17 protein-coding genes are annotated in these 21,241 nt (G+C 69.1%); 11 read left to right on the top strand and 6 right to left on the bottom strand.

Going from position 1 to position 21,241, the window contains the following annotated elements; translation table 11 throughout:
* Positions 1-78: 78 nt before the first annotated feature.
* Both L0U85_RS14865 and L0U85_RS14860 read right to left on the bottom strand, forming a co-directional pair.
* On the bottom strand, positions 79-1,431 hold the full coding sequence (locus tag L0U85_RS14865; RefSeq protein WP_241378547.1) for an NAD(P)/FAD-dependent oxidoreductase: 1,353 nt from the start codon (positions 1,429-1,431) through the stop codon (positions 79-81).
* A 78-nt stretch (positions 1,432-1,509) separates the two neighbouring features.
* Entirely contained in the window at positions 1,510-2,373 is an 864-nt protein-coding gene (locus L0U85_RS14860; protein WP_241378566.1) for a sulfite exporter TauE/SafE family protein, read from the bottom strand.
* Between the two features lie 202 nt (positions 2,374-2,575).
* Between L0U85_RS14860 and mdh the strand changes: the two genes are divergently transcribed.
* The 3 genes from mdh to L0U85_RS14845 all read left to right on the top strand — a co-directional run bounded on the left by mdh (position 2,576) and on the right by L0U85_RS14845 (position 5,679).
* A complete protein-coding gene (gene mdh, locus L0U85_RS14855) occupies positions 2,576-3,526 on the top strand; it encodes a malate dehydrogenase (protein ID WP_241378546.1) in 951 nt (316 codons plus the stop codon).
* 134 nt (positions 3,527-3,660) lie between these two features.
* Positions 3,661-4,407 (top strand): phosphatase PAP2 family protein, encoded by a 747-nt coding sequence (locus L0U85_RS14850; RefSeq protein WP_241378545.1) that lies wholly within the window; start codon positions 3,661-3,663, stop codon positions 4,405-4,407.
* A 3-nt stretch (positions 4,408-4,410) separates the two neighbouring features.
* Positions 4,411-5,679: an APC family permease gene (locus L0U85_RS14845; protein WP_241378544.1), complete on the top strand. Its 1,269-nt coding sequence runs from the start codon at positions 4,411-4,413 to the stop codon at positions 5,677-5,679.
* Here L0U85_RS14845 and L0U85_RS14840 read toward each other — a convergent pair.
* Both L0U85_RS14840 and L0U85_RS14835 read right to left on the bottom strand, forming a co-directional pair.
* Positions 5,630-6,013, bottom strand: a complete 384-nt coding sequence (locus L0U85_RS14840; protein ID WP_241378543.1) for a DUF3263 domain-containing protein — start codon at positions 6,011-6,013, stop codon at positions 5,630-5,632. The two genes, L0U85_RS14845 and L0U85_RS14840, sit on opposite strands and share 50 nt — an antisense overlap.
* A 26-nt stretch (positions 6,014-6,039) precedes the next feature.
* On the bottom strand, positions 6,040-6,825 hold the full coding sequence (locus L0U85_RS14835) for an HAD-IIA family hydrolase (RefSeq protein ID WP_241378542.1): 786 nt from the start codon (positions 6,823-6,825) through the stop codon (positions 6,040-6,042).
* A gap of 151 nt (positions 6,826-6,976) precedes the next feature.
* Between L0U85_RS14835 and L0U85_RS14830 the strand changes: the two genes are divergently transcribed.
* Positions 6,977-7,567, top strand: a complete 591-nt coding sequence (locus L0U85_RS14830) for an FABP family protein (protein WP_241378541.1) — start codon at positions 6,977-6,979, stop codon at positions 7,565-7,567.
* A 72-nt stretch (positions 7,568-7,639) separates the two neighbouring features.
* Here the strand turns inward: L0U85_RS14830 and L0U85_RS14825 are convergent, their stop codons facing one another.
* A complete protein-coding gene (locus L0U85_RS14825) occupies positions 7,640-9,970 on the bottom strand; it encodes a DEAD/DEAH box helicase (RefSeq protein WP_241378540.1) in 2,331 nt (776 codons plus the stop codon).
* A gap of 113 nt (positions 9,971-10,083) precedes the next feature.
* Between L0U85_RS14825 and L0U85_RS14820 the strand changes: the two genes are divergently transcribed.
* From L0U85_RS14820 to L0U85_RS14800, 5 genes are all read left to right on the top strand, one after another.
* A complete protein-coding gene (locus L0U85_RS14820; protein ID WP_241378539.1) occupies positions 10,084-10,443 on the top strand; it encodes an STAS domain-containing protein in 360 nt (119 codons plus the stop codon).
* Positions 10,440-10,949 (top strand): ATP-binding protein, encoded by a 510-nt coding sequence (locus L0U85_RS14815; RefSeq protein ID WP_241378538.1) that lies wholly within the window; start codon positions 10,440-10,442, stop codon positions 10,947-10,949. Before L0U85_RS14820 ends, L0U85_RS14815 begins: the two co-directional genes overlap by 4 nt.
* A 199-nt stretch (positions 10,950-11,148) precedes the next feature.
* On the top strand, positions 11,149-13,467 hold the full coding sequence (locus tag L0U85_RS14810) for a sodium-translocating pyrophosphatase (RefSeq protein WP_241378537.1): 2,319 nt from the start codon (positions 11,149-11,151) through the stop codon (positions 13,465-13,467).
* 143 nt (positions 13,468-13,610) lie between these two features.
* Positions 13,611-16,367 (top strand): type I DNA topoisomerase, encoded by a 2,757-nt coding sequence (topA, locus tag L0U85_RS14805; RefSeq protein ID WP_241378536.1) that lies wholly within the window; start codon positions 13,611-13,613, stop codon positions 16,365-16,367.
* Positions 16,368-16,598: 231 nt separating this feature from the next.
* Entirely contained in the window at positions 16,599-17,765 is a 1,167-nt protein-coding gene (locus L0U85_RS14800) for a glycosyltransferase family 4 protein (RefSeq protein ID WP_241378535.1), read from the top strand.
* A gap of 9 nt (positions 17,766-17,774) precedes the next feature.
* On the opposite strand, the gene L0U85_RS14795 is transcribed toward L0U85_RS14800, so the two are convergent.
* The gene (locus tag L0U85_RS14795) at positions 17,775-18,527 is read right to left on the bottom strand and encodes an IspD/TarI family cytidylyltransferase (RefSeq protein ID WP_241378534.1); all 753 of its coding nucleotides are present in this window, start codon (positions 18,525-18,527) and stop codon (positions 17,775-17,777) included.
* Positions 18,528-18,692: 165 nt separating this feature from the next.
* On the opposite strand from L0U85_RS14795, the gene L0U85_RS14790 reads away from it, so the two are divergent.
* Positions 18,693-19,388 (top strand): phosphocholine cytidylyltransferase family protein, encoded by a 696-nt coding sequence (locus L0U85_RS14790; protein WP_241378533.1) that lies wholly within the window; start codon positions 18,693-18,695, stop codon positions 19,386-19,388.
* A gap of 74 nt (positions 19,389-19,462) precedes the next feature.
* Complete coding sequence (locus L0U85_RS14785; protein ID WP_241378532.1) at positions 19,463-21,178, top strand: CDP-glycerol glycerophosphotransferase family protein; 1,716 nt, start codon at positions 19,463-19,465, stop codon at positions 21,176-21,178.
* Positions 21,179-21,241: the final 63 nt, after the last annotated feature.

The raw sequence follows: 21,241 nt of genomic DNA, 5'->3' as shown, positions 1-21,241 counted from the left end.
CATCACCTCTGCGGCGGCTCCGTCGATTTCACGCTACGCCCGCGCACGCCCGCCGATTCGGGATTTCGCGAGCCGCGCTCACTTGAAGTCGAGGGAAGCGAGGGCGACCTGGAAACCCTCCGCGTAGGTCGGGAACTGGGCGATCTGGTCGTGCAGCACCTCGACGGGGATCGCCGCCCGCACGCCGAGCGCGGCCTGGTGGATCCATTCGGCGGCGAACGGCGCGACCGCCCACGCGCCCAGCAGGACTCGGCGGTCGGCGTCGGCGATGAGCCCGAGCGCCCCGCCCGGCTTCTTCTGGAGCGTCCAGGGCCGCGCGAGGGTCTCGGCGAGGTCGATCTCGGTCGTGACGGTCTTGACCCCGCGCTCTCGCGCCTGCTCCTCGGTCAGCCCGACCGCGGCGATCTCCGGGTCGGTGAACACCACCCGCGGGATGCCGTCGTAGCGCGCGGTGCGGTGCTTGCCGAGGATCGTGTCGGCGGCGACGCGGCCCTGGTACTTGGCGACGTGCGTGAACGGCATGGCACCGGTGACGTCGCCGACGGCCCACACTCCGTCGGCGGCCCGGCAGTGCCGGTCGACTTCGATCGGGTGGCCCGGCGTCGCGTCCAGCCCGACGGTCTCCAGTCCGATCCCGGCGGTGCGCGGGCGGCGGCCCGAGGCGGCGATGACGACGTCGCAGCCGACGGTGGTGCCGTCGTCGAGGCTGACCACGTGTGCGTCGCCGTCGCGGTAGACACATTTGATCTCGGTCTTGAGGTGGATCTTGACGCCCTCCTCGGCGAGGCCGCGTGCGAGGAGGGCGCCGACGCGCGGGTCCTCGCGCGCGACGAGCGCGTCGGCCAGTTCGACGACGGTGACGTCGGCGCCGAATCGGCGCAGGTACTGCGCGATCTCGCAGCCGACCGGGCCGCCGCCGATGACCACCGCCCGGCCGGGGAGCTCGGTGGTCGAGGTGGCCTCGCGGTTGGTCCACACCTCGGCCTCCTCCAGGCCCTCGATCGGCGGGACCATCGGCTCCGAGCCGGTGGCGACGACGATGTGGTCGCAGTCGAGCTCCCGGTCGCCGACGACGACCCTGCCACTTCCGGCGATACGGGCCCTGCCGCGGAGCACCGCGGCGCCCCGCCGCTCATAGTCTTCGCGCTGCTTGCGGTCGTCGAGGCCGCGGATCATGGTGTCGCGCCACTGCGCCGCCTCGGCCCAGTCGACCTGGGCGGACCTGACGCCCGGGGTTCGCCGCGCGTGCTCGTTGATCTCGGCGGACCGCAGCAGCGTCTTGGAGGGGATGCACGCCCAGTAGGCGCATTCGCCGCCGATGAGCTCCTGCTCGACGACGGCCACGCGTCGGCCCGCCTTCAGCAGGCGGGAGGCGGCGACCTCCCCGCCCGGCCCCATGCCGATCACGACCGTGTCGAAGTGCTCGCCCATGAACCTCACCCGCCCCGGTGGAAGACGCCAGTAGCAGGGCAGGTACCCGCGGGAGAGGCGCGGTAATCCCCGGGCTGGTCAGGCCTCGGCCTTGGCCGGCTCCGGGGTGGTGCGGCGGCCGACCAGGGCCGCGACCCACACGGCCGCGAGCGCGAGGTACGTGAAGGCGACGACCTGCCACGGGACCGAGAAGTTCCCGAGGAACGTCTTGAGGTTCAGCGCGATCACCAGCATGCCGATGGTGGTGCCGAGCTTGAGCGTGGGGATCTTGCGGGTCAGCCAGGCGGCTGCCGGGGCGGCGATCATGCCGCCGACGGCCATGCCGACGACCAGCGGCCACAGCACGGTCAGGCCGTTCGGGAGGGCGAGCCAGAAGCCGACTACGGCGGCCGTCGCGGCGGCGAACTCGGCCGCCGAGACCGAGCCGACGACCTTGTGCGGGGCGAGCCGCGAGGTGGTGAGCATGACCGGCATCGTCACCGGGCCCCACCCGCCGCCGCCCACGGCGTTGAGGAACCCGGCCACCAGGCCGGTCGGGGCGGCGAAGCCGGTGCGGGCCTTCTCGCTGTGATGGGACTTGCGGCCCTTCGCGAACCGCCAGACGATGATGACGCCGAGGCCGATAAGGATGGTGCTGGTGACCGGCGTGGCGGCGTCCAGCGACGTCAGCGACGCCAGCGCCCACGCCCCGGCGAAGCCGCCCACAGCGCCGGGGATGCCGAGCTTGAGCACGGTGGGCCAGTGGACGTTGCCGAGCCGCCAGTGCGAGAAGCCGCTGACGAGGTCGGAGGCGGCGGTGGCGACGTTGACCGACGCCGAGGCGACGGCCGGGGCGATGCCCAGTCCCAGCAGGAACGTCATGGTGATCGTGCCGTAGCCCATGCCGAGACTGCCGTTCACCAGCTGGGCGACGAACCCGGCGAGGCTCGAGATCATGGCCATGGTCAGCACTGGGGGACTCCCTACGTCTCCTGCGTTCGGGCAATAGTCCACTAATCTAGTAGGACTTGTCAAGTACGGTCCAGTCGGCGGGACGCGGCACCCTCCCTTAGGAGGCGTGAGCCACGCGACCAGGGGCCGCGTGAGCATCCCATGACCCGAGTCATAGCGTGAAACCGTAGTCCCTATGCAGAGGAGCATCACCATGGGTAAGAAAGTCACGGTCGTAGGCGCCGGGTTCTACGGCTCCACCACCGCTCAGCGTCTCGCCGAGTTCGACATCTTCGACGAGGTCGTCCTCACCGACATCGTCGAGGGCAAGCCCGAGGGCCTGGCGCTCGACATGAACCAGTCCCGCTCCATCGAGGGCTTCGAGACCAAGGTCGTCGGCACCACCACCGACAACGAGGGAGGCGGCTACGAGGCGACCGCGAACTCCGACATCATCGTGATCACCGCCGGCCTGCCCCGCAAACCCGGCATGAGCCGCATGGACCTGCTGGAGGTCAACGCGAGGATCGTCCGCGGCGTCACCGAGAACCTCGTCGCCAAGTCCCCTGAGGCCGTCATCATCGTCGTCTCGAACCCGCTCGACGAGATGACCGCGCTCGCCCAGCTCGCGTCCGGTTTCCCCAAGAACCGGGTCCTCGGCCAGGCCGGCATGCTCGACACCGCCCGCTTCACCAACTTCGTCGCCGTCGAGCTCGGCGTCCCGGTCGGCTCGGTCACGACCCTGACCCTCGGCTCCCACGGCGACACCATGGTGCCCGTGCCGAGCCAGTCCTCGGTCGACGGCAAGCCGCTCGCGGACCTGCTCCCCGCCGAGAAGATCGAGGAGCTCGTCGCCAAGACCCGCGGCGGCGGCGCCGAGATCGTCGCGCTGCTCAAGACCGGCTCGGCCTACTACGCCCCGTCGGCTGCCGCGGCCCGCATGGCCAAGGCGGTCGCCGAGGATTCCGGCGCGGTCATGCCCGTGTGCGCATGGGTCGACGGCCAGTACGGCATCGAGGGCGTCTACCTGGGCGTCAACGCGAAGATCGGCGCCGAGGGCGTCAAGGAGGTCGTCGAGACCCCCCTGACCGACGAGGAACTGGCGAACCTCAAGGCCGCCTCCGAGGCCGTCCGCGCCAAGCAGGCCGACGTCGCGGACCTCTAGTTCCGACAGGGCTCGGCCGCGGCCGGGAAATCAGCTCGGACCTCCCGGCCACGGCTTAGTGGCCGTCCGTATATTCCGGGCGGCTATGCCGTATCGAATTGGCAGCGATCCGCGATATCGCTAGGCTTACGGCCGTGATCGTTGTAGACCATCGTCATACTCGAGACCCCACGAGCGCCTGGAAGCCCTTCGTTCCGAAGCGCCCGCGCTCGTGGGGATTCGAGGCGGCCATGGTGTGCGCGCTGGTCGCGTGCACGATCCCGCTGGCCTGGACCAGTCCCCTCGTCGAACTCGACATCTGGATCCGCGACCTGTCCGACACCCACAGGCCCGACTGGGCCGAACAGGTCGTGATCTACACCAACATGCTCGGCCAGGGCGGCGCTCTCGGCAGCATCGCGCTCGCCCTGGCCGCGATCATCGCCTGGCGCCGGCACACGGTGCGGCCGCTCATCGCCTTCCTCACGACCTATGCCATGGCCGGCTCGGTGCTGCTGCTCAAGTTCGGCCTGCTCCGGGTCTACCCGCACTGGCCGACGGTGGAGAACCCGCCGTACGCCACGGCTGAGCAGGCGACGCTCTTCACCACTCTTGAGCCGGCCGGAGCCTACCCGTCCGGGCACGTGCTCAACACGATCGTCTGGTACGGCTTCATCGTGCTGCTGGTCGGCGCGCACTTCAAACCCTGGCAGCGGAGACTGTTCCTGATCGTCCCGCCGATCGTCGTCACCCTCTCGACGACCTACCTCGGCTTCCACTGGTTCACCGACACCCCCGCGGGACTGTTCATCGGTTTCCTCATCATCCGCATTGTGAAGCGAGTCCGCTGGGAGACAGTGGAACTGCCCGTTTGGCTCGAACCAGAGAAACGATATCTTTAGGACATGCCCGCTCAGCCGTCGCAAAACCGGCCTCCCCACGCCCTCCAGCGCCACCTCGGACTGCCCTCGGCGATCGTCATCGGACTCGCCTCCATGCTCGGCGCGGGCGTCTTCTCCGTCTGGGGGCCGGCCGCCGAAGCCGCCGGCTCCGCTCCGGCGCTGCTGACCGCTCTCGCCGTCGCCGGACTCATCGCCTACTGCAACGCCCGCTCCTCGGCGCGACTCGCCGCGATCTACCCGCAGGCCGGCGGCACCTACGTCTACGGCACCGAGCGGCTCCACCCAACGGCCGGATTCGCCGCAGGCTGGGGATTCCTCGTCGGCAAGACCGCCTCGGCCGCCGCCATGGCGCTGACCCTAGGCCACTACCTCATGCCCGACCACCCCAGAGCCCTCGGTGTCGCCGCCGTCGTCGCCTTCTGCGCCATCAACCTCCTCGGTGTCAAGAAGACCGTCGTCGCCTCGGCGGGCTTCACGAGCATCACCATCGCGGTGCTCATCGCCGTGGTCATCGCCGGACTCACCGGGCCCGCCGCCGTCCAGAGCCCGGGCGAGGCGGACCCGTGGGGCGTGCTCACCGCCGCAGGTTTCATCTTCTTCGCCTTCGCCGGGTACGCCCGCATCGCCACCCTCGGCGAGGAGGTGAAACGTCCTGAATGGACGATCCCGAGGGCGATCGGGATCGCCCTCGCGGTCACCTTGGTGATCTACGCCGTCGTGGCCTTCACCGTGATCAGCGTCCTCGGCGTCGGGACCCTCACCGGGTCGTCGGCGCCCCTGGCAGACCTCGCGGCCGCCGGCGCCCCGGCCCTCGAACCGCTCGTCGCCATCGGCGCCGGCATCGCCGTCGCCGGAGTCCTGTTGAGCCTCCTTGCGGGGATCGGGCGCACCGCCCTGGCCATGGCGCGCGACCGCCGCCTGCCCGGCGGCCTCACCGCCGTCTCCGAGCGCTTCGGCGTCCCCTGGGCAGCCGAGCTCGCCGCGAGCAGCGTCGTGCTCGCCATCGTCGCGACCCTCGACCTCGCGGGCGCGATCGGCTTCTCCAGCTTCTGCGTGCTCGTCTACTACGCGATCGCCAACACCTCGGCGATCACGCTCGACCTGCGCGCGCCGCTGCCGTGGATCGGCGTCGCCGGGTGCGTCGTCGTCGCCGCGAGCCTCCCTGTCGCCTCCGTAGTCGGCGGCCTGGCGGTCTTCGCCGTCGGCGCCGTCTGGTACGCGGTCAGCGAGCGCGCCTACGGTGATCGCGGGCGGCCCGGAGCCGGCGGATGACCGCAGGCTGCTCCCCGGCCGCCTCCGGATGGTCGACCAGCCGCGCCAGATACTGGTAGTACCGCTCCGGCGTCAGATCGAGCTCGTCGGCGATCGCCTGCGTCTTCGCGCCCGAGGCGCGCCACCAGCGCGCCTCGAACGCCAGGATCCGCTGCTCCAGGCCGGTGAGCTTGGTCTCCGGCTCACGCGGTGCCTGCGAGGGGCCGACCGGCGATTCGGTGGCGACCCGCGCGGCGGCGCCCGTCGTCATCGGGCCGCGCGGCGTCGGAACGCACTCGTCCTCTGCCGCACGCGCGCTCGCCGCGGAATGTACGGGGGTGCTGCCGGGAGGCATGCTCGCTCCTAACTCGACGGGGCTCCTCATTCGATCCAGTCGATGAGATCCGCGACCGAATCCTTCACGTGGTTCGGCCGGAAGGGGTACTTCTCCACTTCCTCCATACTGTCAGTCACCCCCGACAGAACGAGCACCGTCTCAAGCCCGGCCTCCAGGCCCGACAGCATGTCGGTGTCCATGCGGTCGCCGATCATGACCGTCGACTCCGAGTGGGCATCGATGCGGCGCAAGGCGTTGCGCATCATCAGCGGGTTCGGCTTGCCCACGAAGTACGGATCCGAGCCGGTCGCCTCCGAGATCATGGCCGCGACCGCGCCCGTAGCCGGAAGGATCCCCTCCAGCGAAGGCCCGGTGGCGTCCGGGTTGGTGGCGATGAACCGCGCCCCGCTCTTGATCAGCCGCACCGCCGTGGTGATCGCCCCGAAGTCGTAGCGGCGGGTCTCGCCGAGCACCACGTAGTCCGGCCGGTAGTCGGTCAGCACGTAGTCGATCTCGTGCAGCGCCGTCGTGAGCCCCGCCTCGCCGATGACGTAGGCCGAGCCCGCAGGGCGCTGCGAGTGCAGGAAGTCGGCGGTCGCCATCGCTGAGGTGTAGATCGATCCCTCGGGAACGGTCAGTCCCGAGTTCTTCAGCCGCACATGGAGGTCGCGCGGGGTGTAGATCGAGTTGTTGGTGAGCACGAGGAACCGCTTCCCCGCCGTCTGCAGCTTCTCGATGAGCTTGTTGGCCCCCGGGACGGGAACCCCCTCGTGGACGAGCACGCCGTCCATGTCCGAGAGCCACGAGTCGAAGGGTCCAGGTGTATCCATGGTCAACATCTTGCCATCGCGGAATCGAAACGGCGAGTGACGGCCGTAAAGTAAGGGCCGTGGACACGGCATTGACCGCCGTGCTCGTCATCGCATCCGGCGCGTTGGCGGGCGTATTCGGCTACTGGACGATCCGAACGGGGAGGAACAAATGAGCGAGCGCGAGACACCCGCGGAGTTCGCCTCGACCTACGAGAAGGTCGAGGCCTACCCGTTCGAGGAGACCGCCGACCTTCGCAGCGGTCCGAACCTGCACGACGACCTGCTGCCGCTGCTGCCTCTGGTGGGGCGCTGGCGGGGGAGGGGCCAGGGCGGCTACCCGGGCACAGAGGACTTCATGTACGCCCAAGAGGTGAGCTTCACCCACGACGGGCGGCCGTTCCTGCGCTACGAGGCCCGCTCGTGGATCATCGACGATGAGGGGAAGCCGGTGCGGCCCGCCGCGCAGGAGTCGGGCTGGTGGCGCGTCGTGGGGGGCGAGGACCCCAAGCGCCCCGAAGTCGAGGCGATGCTGGCGCACCCGACGGGCATCCTCGACCTGTACTACGGCCATGTGGACGGCCCCAAGATCGAGATCGCGACCGACGCGGTGGTGCGCAGCCCGCAGGCCAAGGAGGTGACCGCTTCGAAGCGCCTCTACGGCATCGTGGAGGGGGCCTTGATGTACGCCGTGGAGATGGCCGCCGAAGGCAAGCCGCTGAGCCCCCACCTGTCGGCCCGTCTCGACCGCATCGAAGGCTGAACGGACGAAGGCGTTGCCGACGCTTCAGATAGGGAAATGACTGACTCAAGGCAACGTGAGAAGTACCAATGGTCAGAAGTCGCCCGGCCAGAGGTCTTCGTCTGCTTCCGTTGCCGCCGGTACGGGGGTTGCGGCATGGAGCACGACCGGGGGCTCGCCGTCGTCGGCCGCCAGGACCAGGTCCAGGATCCGGACGCTTCCGGTCTTGTCCAACGGCTCGTTGCCGTTGCCGCACTTCGGGGACTGGATGCAGCTCGGGCATCCCGCCTTGCACTCGCAGGCCTCGATCGCACCCTTCGTCGCGCCCAGCCAGTCCGTCCACTTGCGGAACGCCTGCTCGGCGAAGCCCGCGCCTCCCGGGTGGCCGTCGTAGACGAAGACCGTCGGCAGCTCCGTGTCCGGATGCGCCGCGGTCGACAGCCCCCCGATGTCCCACCTGTCGCAGGTCGCTATGAGCGGCAGGAGTCCGATCGAGGCGTGTTCCGCCGCGTGCAGCGCACCCGGCAAATCCGAGATGCCGGGCATCGCCTCCGGCGCGACCGTCCACCAGACCGCGACCGTCTTCAGCGTCTGGGGCGGCAGGTCCAAAGCCTGGGTGTCGATGACCTCGCCGCCCGGTATGCGCCTGCGCTGGTATGAGATGACCGCCGACGTCACCTCGACTTCGCCGAGGCACATGGTCACCTCGCCCATCTCGCGGTGCTCGCGCGTGCTCAGGATCTCCAGGTGCGTGATCTCCTGCGCGCTGGTCGTCCAGGGCGGCTTCGCGGCGTGGACCAGTGCGATGCCGTCGTCCAGGTCCAACTCGTCGACCACATAGGACTCTCCTTGGTGCAGGTACAGCGCTCCGCGGTGGACCAGCCGGTGCGACGCCGCCGCATCGACGGTCCCGATGAGGCGGCCGGTGGACGTCTCGGCGATGTCGACGCCCATCGGGCCCGAGCCGCGCAAGGTGACTTCGGGGCGCTCCGAGCCGACCCAGTAGTAGCGGCCTCCCGGCCTGCGGCGCAGGAGCTTCTGCTCGCACAGCTGCTCGGCGACCTCGCGGCTGCCCGGGATCTTGTCCAGGTCGGACTCCCGCAGCGGCAGCTCCTCCGCGGCCAGGCACAGGTGCCCGGCCAAGACGTACGGGTTCGACGGGTCGCAAACGCTCGCCTCGACCGGCTTGTCGAAGATCGCCTCCGGATGGTGGACGAGGTATGTGTCGAGCGGGTCGTCCTTGGCGAGCATGATCGCCAGTGCCTCCGTCTCGCCCCTCCCGGCGCGCCCGACCTGCTGCCAGAAGGAGGCGAGCCTGCCCGGGTATCCGCACAGGATCACCGCGTCGAGCCCGGTCACGTCGATGCCGAGTTCGAGGGCGTTGGTCGTCGCGACGCCGAGCAGTCTGCCTTCGCGCAGGTCGGCTTCGAGGTCCCGGCGGTGCTCGCGCAGGTATCCGGCCCGGTAGGCGGCGATCCGGTCCGCCTTCGGGTCGGCGCCGAGCCGCGATCTCGCCTCGGCCGCGACGATCTCAGCGCCGCGCCTCGACGGCACGAACGCGAGTGTCCGGATGCCGCGCCGGGTGAGCTGCGCGAGCATCCGCGCGGTCTCGCTCAGCGTGGAGGCCTTCTGGGGTTCGCCTTCGATCTCGTACGTCTCCGGTTCCCACAGGGCGATGCTCGCCCCCGGCGAGGGCGATGCGTCGACGGTGACCTGCGCGGCGGGCCGTCCTGTGAGGGTCGACAGGGACGCGGCCGGGTCGGCGGCCGTCGCCGATGCGGCGATGACGGTCGGCGAGGAGCCGTAGTGCTCGGCGAGTCGCAGGAGGCGCCGCAGCGTCAGCGCCACGTGGGCGCCGAACACGCCCCGGTAGATGTGGCACTCGTCGACGACGACGTACTTCAGGTTGGACAGGAACGACCGCCAGAACCGGTGCCTCGGCAGTATCGAGTGGTGGACGAGGTCGGGGTTGGAGAAGACCAGGTTGGCGAACCGCTGCGCCCATCGGCGGTGCTCGTACGGCGTGTCGCCGTCCACGATCGCCGGGATCAGCCCGGGCGCGTCGAATTCGCCGACGGCGCGCGCCTGATCGGCCGCGAGCGCCTTCGTCGGCGCCAGGTAGAGGCTCCGGCCCTCGCTCCCGTTCGCCGCCTCGGTGAGCACCGGGAGGAGGTACGCGAGGCTCTTGCCCGAGGCGGTGCCCGTCGCGACGACGACGTCGCCGCCCTCGTAGGCGCGGGTCGCGGCCTCGGCCTGGTGCGGCCACAGCTGCACGATGCCGTTGTCCGCCAGGGCCCGTCGCACCTCTTCAGGCACCCATTCGGGCCAGTCGGTGTGCGCCGACCGGCGCGGCGGGACGCGTCGCAGATGGCGCATTCCCTCCGTGTCGGCGCTGAGCGCGCTGATGAGCTGGTCCGATGGCACGGGATCAATGATGCCGCAGTGGCCTGACACCCACAGCTGTGCTCCCGGCACGCACCGACACCTGAACCAGTACGCTTATGCGCTAGGACACATCGAAGCCTTGGGGAGTGCGCGTGAGGGGAACATCCAGCGACGGAGCGCCCGAGCCTGAACTGGGACTGAGCCTGTCCACGGTCGGTGCCTACGCGGTGATCTCCGTGACCGGCGAGATCGACATGTACACGGCGCCGCAGCTACGTGAGGCTGTGCGGCAGCTCGCCGCCGAAGGCCGCATGCGCGTCGCGATCGACTTGACGCCCACCGAGTTCTGCGACTCGACCGGCCTCGGTGTGCTCATCGGTGCCCGGCGCCGACTCAGCGACGCGGGCGGGGCGCTGGTGGTGGTCTGCTCGAACCCCCGCATCCGGAAGCTTCTCGACCTGACCGGCCTGGACAAGGTTCTCGATGTCCGGGAAGCGGTGCCCAGCGAGTGAACGCCGCAAGACACGACCCCCGCTCGGAACCGGTGACGGTGCGGTTCGCGTTCACGCCCGCCGCAGCGTACGTCCGTGCCGCCCGTCTCGTGGCCGCCGACGTCGCCTCCCACGCGGGGGTCGCGACCGGCCTGCTCGACGAGGTGCGCCAGGCCGTCGGCGAGGCGTGCACCCGAGCGGTCCTCAGGCACCGAGACAGCGAGATCGACGATCTCGTGCGCGTAGAGTTTTCGATCGGTGATCGTTTTGTTGCGAAAATCACTGACAATGCGCGCGATCTGCGCGCGCAATCCGACAGCCGCCTCGCCGCCTCGCATTATCAGAGCGGTACGCGCCCGAATGATCAAGACGTGCTCGAAGAGGACACCCTCTCCGAGGAGATCACCCTCATAGTCCTCGGCGGTCTGGTGGAAGACCTGGTAGTGACCGGTCCCGACCTCGAGAAGGGCACCACCGTCTCCATGAGCTGGCCGCTCCCCGGCGGATCCCAGTCCACAGAGCACTGACCCTGGGTCGCGCCCCGGAACCGGAACGACCCCGCGCAGTGACCGAACCCACTCGTAAAGAGCTCACATCGTTACACTCCGCACGTTATGCCAATCGCACCGACAGGTGCACACCCGAGTGCCGCCGCGACCCGTCGCAGGCGGCCTCATTGAATCCGCACGCGCGTGAGTCGCGCGGCCATTCCTATGGAGGAACAACATGCATACGTTGCTCGCCAATGGCGACGAGAGCGTAGGCCCACTCACGAGCTCCAATGTGAGTCTCGTGGTCGTGGCCGCCGTGCTCGCGCTGATAGCGCTGGGCTCCGCCGCCGCGCTGGTCAAGAGCATTTTGGGAGCGGGCACCGGCACCGACAAGATGCGCGAGATCGCCGGTGCCGTCCAAGAGGGGGCCTCGGCCTACCTGCGCCGCCAATTCCGCACGCTCGGGCTCTTCGTGATCGCCGCCGTGGTGCTGCTGTTCCTGCTGCCGGTCGGCGACGCGGGCACCGACGTCAAGATCGGCCGGAGCCTGTTCTTCGTGGTCGGCGCCGGGTTCAGCGCCTTCATCGGCTGGGCCGGCATGGGCCTGGCGACCCGCGCGAACGTCCGCGTCGCCGCGGCAGCCCGCGAAGGCAAGGCCACCGGAGCGATGCACCTGGCGTTCCGCACCGGCGGCGTGGTCGGCTTCCTCACCGTCGGCCTGGGCCTGCTCGGCGCCTCGGTCGTAGTCCTCGTCTACAGCTCCGACGCGCCGATCGTCCTGGAGGGCTTCGGCTTCGGCGCCGCACTGCTGGCGATGTTCATGCGCGTCGGCGGCGGCATCTTCACCAAGGCCGCCGACGTCGGCGCCGACCTGGTCGGAAAGGTCGAAAAGGGCATCCCCGAAGACGACCCCCGCAACGCCGCCACGATCGCCGACAACGTCGGCGACAACGTGGGCGACTGCGCCGGCATGGCCGCCGACCTGTTCGAGTCCTACGCCGTCGTCCTCGTGGCGAGCCTCATCCTCGGCCGCGCCGCCTTCGGCGAGACCGGCCTGGTCCTGCCGCTGCTGGTCGCCTCCGTCGGCATCGTCTGCGCCCTCATCGGCGTGGTCATCACCCGCATGCGCGCCTCCGACGCCTCCGGACTCACCGCGATCAACCGGGCGTTCTACGTATCGGCGGCTATCAGCGCGATGCTCACGGCCGTCGCCGTGCTCGCCTACGTCCCGGCCACCTGGGCCGAGCTCGGCACGGACATCGACGCCTCCGGCATTCCCGTCAACCCGCAGGCGCTGGCCATCATCGCCGTCGTCATCGGCATCGCGCTCGCCGCGGCCATCATGACGCTCACCGGCTACTACACCGACACCCGGTACAAGCCCACGAGGAACGTCTCCGCCTCGACCCGCACCGGTGCGGCCACGAACATCCTGTCGGGCTTCTCGCTCGGCCTGGAGTCCGCCGTGTTCTCGGCGCTGCTCATCGCCGCGGCGGTCTACGGCGCCTACCTGCTCGGCGGCGGCGTGCTGCTGGTGAGCCTGTTCGCCGTCGCGCTCGCCGGCTGCGGCCTCTTGACCACCGTCGGCGTCATCGTCGCGATGGACACCTTCGGACCGATCAGCGACAACGCGCAGGGCATCGCGGAGATGAGCGGCGACGTCGACGGTGACGCGGCTCAGACGCTCACCGACCTCGACGCGGTCGGCAACACCACGAAGGCCATCACCAAGGGCATCGCGATCGCCACGGCCGTGCTGGCCGCGACCGCGCTGTTCGGCGCCTACACCGACGCGGTGGCCTCCGAAGGACTGGCGGGCGCCGCGCTGTTCGAGCGGTTGAGCATCGCCGACCCGGCGAACATCGTCGGCTTCATCATCGGCGCCAGTGTCGTGTTCCTGTTCTCCGGTCTGGCGATCAACGCCGTGGCCCGCTCCGCGGGCGCGGTCGTCCAGGAGGTCCGCGACCAGTTCGCGCGCTTCCCCGGCATCATGACCGGCGAGCAGCGCCCCGAATACGGCCGCGTGGTCGACATCTGCACCCGCGACGCCCAGCGCGAGCTGGCGACGCCGGGCCTGCTCGCCATCACCGCGCCCATCGCGGTCGGCTTCGGACTCGGCGTCGGCCCGCTCGCCGCCTACCTCGCCGGGGCGATCTCCTGCGGGGTGCTCATGGCGATCATGCTGGCGAACTCGGGCGGCGCCTGGGACAACGCGAAGAAGGACATCGAGGACGGCGCCCACGGCGGCAAGGGCTCGGAGGCCCACGCCGCGGCCGTCATCGGCGACACGGTCGGCGACCCGTTCAAGGACACCGCCGGCCCCGCCATCAACCCGCTGCTCAAGGTCATGAACCTCGTCGCCCTCATCATCGCCCCGGCGGTCGTGGTCGCGACGGTCGGCGACGACGCCTCGGGCCCGCTGCGGTGGATCGTAGCGGGCGTCGCGGTGCTCGTCCTCGTCACCGCGATCGTCATCTCCAAGCGCCGCTCGGCGGTGGTGGAAGCGGGGGAAGACAGGGTCCCGGAGGACCGTGACGCCGTGAAGGTCGGCTAGCGGATCCGGGTCGAACCCAGCGCGTGCCCCGGCCAGTGCGGCCGGGGCACCGCCATACTCAGGGGACGGGGCCTCGAAGCGTGAGCTACGGTAACGAATCGAGTGCGTATTTTTCAGCGAATCCGAGTGAATTGGTGGGAGCAGTGGCCGACCTCAAGCGCCTGGTCATCGTCGAGTCCCCGGCGAAGGCCAAGACGATCTCCTCCTATCTCGGCCCCGGCTACATCGTCGACTCCTCGCTCGGGCACATCCGCGACCTGCCCCGCAGCGCCAAGGAGATCCCGAAGAAGTACAAGGACAAGCCGTGGTCGCGCCTCGGCGTCGACGTCGACAACGACTTCACGCCGCTGTACATCGTCAACCCCGACCGCCAAGCCCACGTCAAGAAGCTGAAGGGCTACCTGGCCGAGGCCGACGAGCTCTACCTCGCCACCGATGAGGACCGCGAAGGGGAGGCCATCGCCTGGCACCTGCTGGAGGCGCTCAAGCCGAAGATCCCGGTCAAGCGCATGGTCTTCCACGAGATCACTCCGGAGGCCATCGCCGAGGCCGTCGCCAACCCGCGCGAGCTCAACCAGGACCTCGTCGACGCCCAGGAGGCCCGCCGCATCCTCGACCGCCTCTACGGCTACGAGGTCAGCCCGGTGCTGTGGAAGAAGGTCATGCCGCGCCTGTCGGCCGGGCGCGTCCAGTCAGTGGCCACCAGGGTCGTCGTCGAGCGCGAACGGGCCCGCATGGCCTTCCGCACCGCCGACTACTGGGACGTCGCCGCCCGCCTCGCCACCGACGACGAGCAGGTCTTCAAGGCCGTGCTCGTCGCCGTCGACGGTGACCGGATCGCCGGAGGCAAGGACTTCGACGCGGCCACCGGCAAGGTCAAGGGCAATGTCGTTCACCTCGACGAGGCCGGCGCCCGCGGCCTGGCCGAGCGCCTGTCCGGCCGCGACTTCACCGTCCTCAAGGTCGACAAGAAGCCCTACCGCCGCCGCCCGTACGCGCCGTTCATCACCTCGACGCTCCAGCAGGAGGCCGGCCGCAAGCTCCGGCTCTCCAGCGCGCAGGTCATGCGCGTCGCCCAGCGACTGTATGAAAACGGCCACATCACTTATATGCGGACCGACTCGACGAACCTTTCGGAGACCGCCGTCCGCGCCGCCCGCGACCAGGCCGCGCAGCTGTACGGCAGCCAGTACGTGCCCGCCGAGGCCAGGCGCTACGCGCGCAAGGTCAAGAACGCCCAGGAGGCTCACGAGGCGATCCGCCCCGCCGGGGACCGCTTCAAGACCCCCGATCAGCTCAAGGGCCAGCTCACCGCGGAGGAGCACCGCCTCTACGAACTCATCTGGCGGCGCACGCTCGCCTGCCAGATGGTCGACGCCACCGGCAACTCCACGTCGGTCCGCGCCCGCGCCACGACCCCCGCGGGGGAGGAGGCCGACTTCGGCGCCTCCGGCAAGACCATCACCAACCCGGGCTTCCTGCTCGCCTACGTCGAGTCCATCGAGGAGGGCGACGCCGACGACGCCGAGAAGCGCCTGCCCGAGCTCGCCGAGCGCCAGCACCTGAACGAGCGGGGTCTGGAGGCCTCCGGGCACACGACCCAGCCGCCCGCCCGCTACACCGAGGCGAGCCTGGTCAAGGCCCTTGAAGAGCGCGGCATCGGCCGGCCCTCGACGTACGCGTCGATCATGCAGACCATCCAGGACCGCGGCTACGTGTTCAAGCGCGGCCAGGCCCTCATCCCGTCGTTTCTGGCGTTCGCGGTCGTCGGCCTCATGGAGCAGCACTTCCCGCGCCTGGTCGACTACGACTTCACCGCCGGGATGGAGGACGAGCTCGACCAGGTTGCCGGAGGCGAGGAGCAGCGCGTGAACTTCCTGCGCGCCTTCTATTTCGGCGGCGCCGACAAGCAGGGCACCGTGGCCGCCTCGGGCGGCCTCCAACGCCTGGTGGAGGAGGAGCTGGGCAAGATCGACGCCCGCGGCGTCAACTCGATCCCGCTGTTCACCGACGAGCAGAACCGCAAGGTCGTCGTCCGCGTCGGCCGCTACGGCCCCTATCTGGAGCGCACCTCGCCCGAGCAGGCCGAGGCGGGGGAGAACGGCGAGCGCACCTCGATCCCCGAGTCGCTCGCGCCCGACGAGCTGACTCCCGAGAAGGTCGAGGAGCTGTACGAGCTCGGCTCCGGCGAGGGCGAGCTCGGCACGCACCCAGAGACCGGGGAGCCGGTCCACGCCAAGAGCGGCCGCTACGGGCCGTACGTCACCTCCGGCGAGAAGTCCTCGTCGCTGCTGACCGGCCAGAAGCTCTCGGAGATCACGCTCGACGACGCGGTCAAGCTGCTGACGCTGCCCAGGCTCGTCGGCAAGGACGCCGAGGGCGAGGAGATCCGCACCGGGCTCGGCCCGCACGGCCCTTATGTCGTCAAGAAGCGCGACTACCGGTCCCTGGAGAGCGAGGACCAGTTGTTCACGCTCACGCTCGAAGAGGCCGAGAAGCTGCTCGCCCAGCCTAAGACGCGCGGGAGGCAGCGCGCGCAGACCCTGCTCAAGGAGCTCGGCCCCGACCCGGTGACAGGCAAGGAGGTCACCCTCAAGGACGGTCGCTTCGGCCCGTACGTCACCGACGGGGAGACGAATGCGAGCATCCGCAGGACCGACACGGTCGAGGCGATGACCGTCGACCGCGCCGCCGAGCTGCTCGCCGAGCGCCGCGAGAAGGTCGCCGCGGGCGGCGGCGTGAAGAAGGCCGCGAAGAAGGCGGCGAAGAAGACCGCCGCGAAGAAGACCGCGGCCAAGAAGACGGCGAAGAAGACCACGGCGAAGAAGGCCGCCAAGAAGACCACGGCGAAGAAGGCCGCCAAGAAGACCGCCAAACGGGCGGCGAAGAGGACCGAGTGAGGCCCGGGCCCTCCTGAGCGTGTGGCCCGTTCGACATTCCTGAAGCCGATCGGTGTGCAACCGATCGGCTTTCCCTTCGCGTATTTAGGGAGTCTAGATGGATTTTCTCTGCGTGGAGGCAACCTTGAGGTGTACTGTCGCGTCAGAGAATTGTGGGTTGGCGTTCGATGTCGAGCATCGACCGTCTTATGTGGAACACGCAACAATTCTTGGAGAGCGGGTTACGAACTCATGCGCATCACGTTTCTGGTTCGGAACATCTGGGGTATCGGCGGCACCATCAAGACCACCTTGAACACGGCCGAAGCCCTGGTCGAGCTCGGCCACGACGTCACCATCGCGTCCTGCGTGCGCCACAAGGACAACGCCGACTTCGTGATCGACCCGCGCATCGAAGTCGTCAACCTATGGGACGTCCGCAACGCCTCGCAGGGTGGCGAAACACTGTCGCTTGTAGACAAGGTGAACAAGAGAGTTCCTTCGTTTCTCGATGCCGACAAAGTGAACAACATGGGGGAGTCATCGAGGCTCCTCGATAAGAAGGTGAAGCGGTTCCTCCACGACGTCGACACCGACGTCCTGGTCAGCACCCAGGTGAGCCTCAACCTCTATGTCGCCCGGTACGGAAGGCCCGGCTGCGTCAAGGTCGCCCAGGAACACCTGTACCTCGACAACTACCCGCCCGAAGTGCGCCGCAGGATCCTGGACAACTACGGCAGGTTCGACGCCATCGTCACCATCACCGAGGCCGACGCCGAGATCTACCGCAAGGCCATGCCCGAACACGCCCATCTCGTCGAATGCGTCCCCAACTCGATCCCGCAGAACCCGAACGAGCCTTCCGACCTCACCGAGCCGGTCATCATGACCGCCGGGCGCCTCACCGGCATGAAGGGCTTCGACATCCTCGTCGAGGCCTTCGGCGAGATCGCCGACCGCTTCCCCGAATGGAAGGTCCACATCTACGGCCGCGGCCGCGACCGCAAGAAGCTCCAGCGGCTCATCGGCGAGTACGGACTGCGCGCCCGCGTCAAGCTCATGGGCCCGGTCACCCCGCTCGACGGCGAGTGGCGCAAGGCCGCCATCGCCGCCATCCCCTCCCGCTTCGAACCGTTCGGGCTCGTCATCGTCGAGGCGATGGCCGCCGGGCTCCCGGTGGTCTGCGCCGCCGTCAAGCACGGCCCGCTGGAGATCATCGAGAACGAGGTCAACGGCCTGCTCGTCAAGCCGAAGAACCCCGCCGAGCTGGGCGAGGCCCTCGCGCGTCTCATGAGCGACCCCGAACTGCGCCGCAAGATCGCCGAGGCCGGGCGCCGGACCGCCGCCCGCTTCGAGCCCGATCAGGTCGTCGGCCAGCACGTGGCGCTCTTCGAGCGCCTGCTCAAAGCCCGGCCGTGACGGCACCGGTCATCGCTTGAGCAGCGCTTCGGCCACGACCAGGTCGATCGGCTCGGTAACCTTCAGGTTCCGCTCCTCGCCTTCGACGATCCGCACCCTCACATGCGGCAGGAACCGCAGCACCACCGAGCAGTCGTCGGTCGCCCTGAAATCGGGATCGGCCTCGGCCGCCGCGTAGGCGGCCCGGATCGCCGACAGGTGAAAGCCCTGCGGGGTCTGCATCCGGCGCAGCCGAGCCCTGTCGGGCACCGAGGCGATGAACGCCTCCCCGCCGGAGGTCTCGACCTCGATCACCGTGTCCGAGGAGGCCACCGCCACACCGACCGCGCTGCAGTGGTCGAGCGCGGACGCCACCTCGGCGATGATCCGTCCCGAGACGAGCATCCGGGCAGCGTCGTGCAGCAGCAGCTTGCACTCCGCGCCCGGACCGAACCGGGAACTCGCCCAGGCCACGGCCGCCATCGACGAATCGCTCCTGGTGGAGCCTCCGGTGACGACGCCGGCCAGCTTCGCGACGCGCGCGTCGTCGGCGATGGCGCGGACCCGGTCGGCGTAGCCGTCGGCCATCACCACGAGGATCTCGTCGACCTCCGGTGCGGCCTCGAACGCCTCCAGTGTGTGGCGGATCACCGGCTTGCCGCCCACGTCGAGCAGCTGCTTCGGGACCGGCGCGCCCATCCGGGCGCCGGTGCCTCCGGCCAGGACCACCGCCACGGTCGGCCAGACGGCAGCGTACGGTGCGGCGGTTTCGCTTCCTGGCACGACGGCACTCCTGGGAACTGGGCGGACGGGTGCGACCTGAGCGGAAGAATACCGCCGAACGCGGGTGTGACCGCCGCTGCCGCCGGTCGTTGGTCTCTGCTCAATTGCCTGTTCAACTAGGTAAACTGCACTGATCTTGCACCCTAACCAATCGAGGTGGCACCAATGTCCACGAACATCGTGATCCTGGCGGCCGGCGTCGGCTCGCGGCTCGGCAAGCCGCACCCGAAGCCGCTGACCCCCCTCAACACGGGCGAGACGATCCTGGGACGCTCGCTGCGCCTGCTCACCTCGCGATTCAGTCGCCACTCCATCCACCTCGTCGTCGGCTTCAAGAAGGAGATGATCATGGAGGAGGTGCCCGACGTCGGCTTCATCTACAACCAGGCCTACGGCGACACCAACACCTCCAAGAGCCTCCTCAAGGCCTTCAACATCCTCGGCCCCGGCGGCGTGCTGTGGCTCAACGGCGACGTCGTCTTCGACCCGCAGGTGCTCGACGTGCTGCTGCCGCACATCGCCATGGACCGCTCCTTCATCTCCGTCAACACCGCCAAGGTCTCCGACGAAGAGGTCAAGTACACCCTCGGCGCGGACGGCTACATCAACAAGCTCTCCAAGAAGGTCTCCGACGGAGCCCTCGGCGAGGCCGTCGGCATCAACTTCGTCTCCGCCGACGATCGAGCCATCGTCGCCAAGCGGCTCGCCGAGGTCGACGACCAGGAGTACTTCGAGGGCGGCATCGAGGCCGCCATCGAGAAGGACGGCCTCAAGTTCGAGGCGGTCGACATCTCGCAGCACAACGTCATCGAGGTCGACTTCGCCGAGGACCTCAACAGCGTCAACCAGCATTTCAAGTAAGCGACGCGGCAAGCAGCCGACGTCGGCGCACAATCACAGGTAGCACCACCTAACGTAGGGCTCGCACCACTTCGATGAAGAAACTGCTCACTTCCTGGTCGATCAGGCTCAACCTGCTGGCGGTCGCCGCGGTCATCGCCGCGGTGGCGCTGCGCGGGATACCCCTGCTCACACTCGCGCTCGCGTTCGCCGTCTTCGGCATCAACGCCTGGCGCAGCCGCAAGGCCGTCTCCTCCATGCGCATCGCCCGCACCCTGGCCGCACTCGCCGTCCTCATCGAGGTCTGGTACTCCGGCGGCACCGAGCGGCTCGGGCTGCTCGCGGCGGGCGTCGCCCTCACCCTCTTCTGCGCCTACGCGGACGTCGTCGCCAAGGCGCTCCGCATCGGCTATCTCGAGACCGTGAACCTCGACGTCGAACGCTCCCGTCGCCGCCGCTGGGAGCTGCCCCCGGTCATTGCGATGCTCGCGAACTGCCTGGCCATCGCATACGTCCTGGCCGCCGCCGTCCCCGACGCGCCGGTCCGGGCCGCGACCGACATCGTCCTCCTCATCGCCGCGGTCGCCGTGTTCGGCTGGACCACGGCGGCGATGGCCGAGGGATACATGCGCCGCCGCCGTGAATCCCACCCGGTCGACTCACAGGTCATGGCTGCGATCGAGCGGCTGGAGCCGCAGTTCGTCATCCACTTCGCCGGCTCACGCGAATCGGAGTACCAGCTCGCGATGTGGCTGCCGTACTTCGAGCAGGTCGGCGACCCGTACATGATCATCGTCCGTGACCGCTACCTGGTGGCCGGCATCGCCGCTCGCACCGAGACGCCGATCGTGGTCGTCCCGGCGCAGTCGGTGCTCGACAAGCTGTTGCCCGAGAGCGTCCGCTCGGTCTTCTACGTCAACCACGCGGTCAAGAACGCCCAACTCATCAAGCTGGACAAGTATATTCACGTGCAGCTCATGCACGGCGACTCGGACAAGGCCATCAGCCGCAGCCCGGTCTCGCTCATGTACGACCGCGTGTTCGTCGCCGGGCAGGCCGGAGTCGACCGCTACCACCGCCACGGCGTCGACATCCCGAACTACAAGTTCAAGAAGGTCGGCCGCCCGCAGCTCCACGACATCCGCGTGGGGCAACGGGAGAAGCTGGAGACCGACCGCCAGGTCGTGCTCTACACGCCGACGTGGACCGGTCTGACCGAAGACGTCAACTACTCCTCCCTCAAGCAGGGCAAGCGGATCGTCGAAGCGCTCCTGCGGCGCGACGTGACGGTCATCTTCCGCACCCATCCCTACACGCGCACGAACGCCGCCTACCTCGCCCTCGCCGAGGAGATCAAAGCGATGATCGCGGCCGATGCGGCCGAGACCGGGCGTGCGCACCTGTGGGGCGACCAGGCCGAGTCCGAGGTGACCTTGAGCGACTGCATCAACGCCGCCGACGTCGCCGTCTCCGACATCAGCGGCACCGCCTCAGACTGGCTGTACTGCGGGCGGCCGTTCGCGATGACCGACCCGAAGGGCTTCGGCGACGCCTACCTCGGGGAGTTCCCGCTGGCGAAGGCCGCCTATCTGCTCGAACCCGAGGCGCACAACATCGAACAGGTCCTCGACGAGTTGCTCCTGACCGACTCCAAGGCCTCGGTCCGCGCCGAGATCCGCGAGTACTACCTAGGCGACATCGCCCCCGAAGACCTCGTCGGTGTTTTCGTCGACCAGGTCAAGGCGACCTACGCGAATCCCGTCCACAAGGAGGCCACGGGGGAGTCGGCCCTGTCGGCGCTCGCCGGCTAGCCGTATCGAACCCGGGAGGGGCCCTGCCGCACCGCGGCAGGGCCCCTCTCACCTCCGGGGCGC

It is taken from the genome of Glycomyces sp. L485 (assembly GCF_022548875.1).
Taxonomy (GTDB): Bacteria; Actinomycetota; Actinomycetes; order Mycobacteriales; family Micromonosporaceae; genus Glycomyces.
The sequence above is the reverse complement of the archived record's forward strand: the minus strand, read 5'-3'. Positions and strand labels throughout refer to the sequence as shown.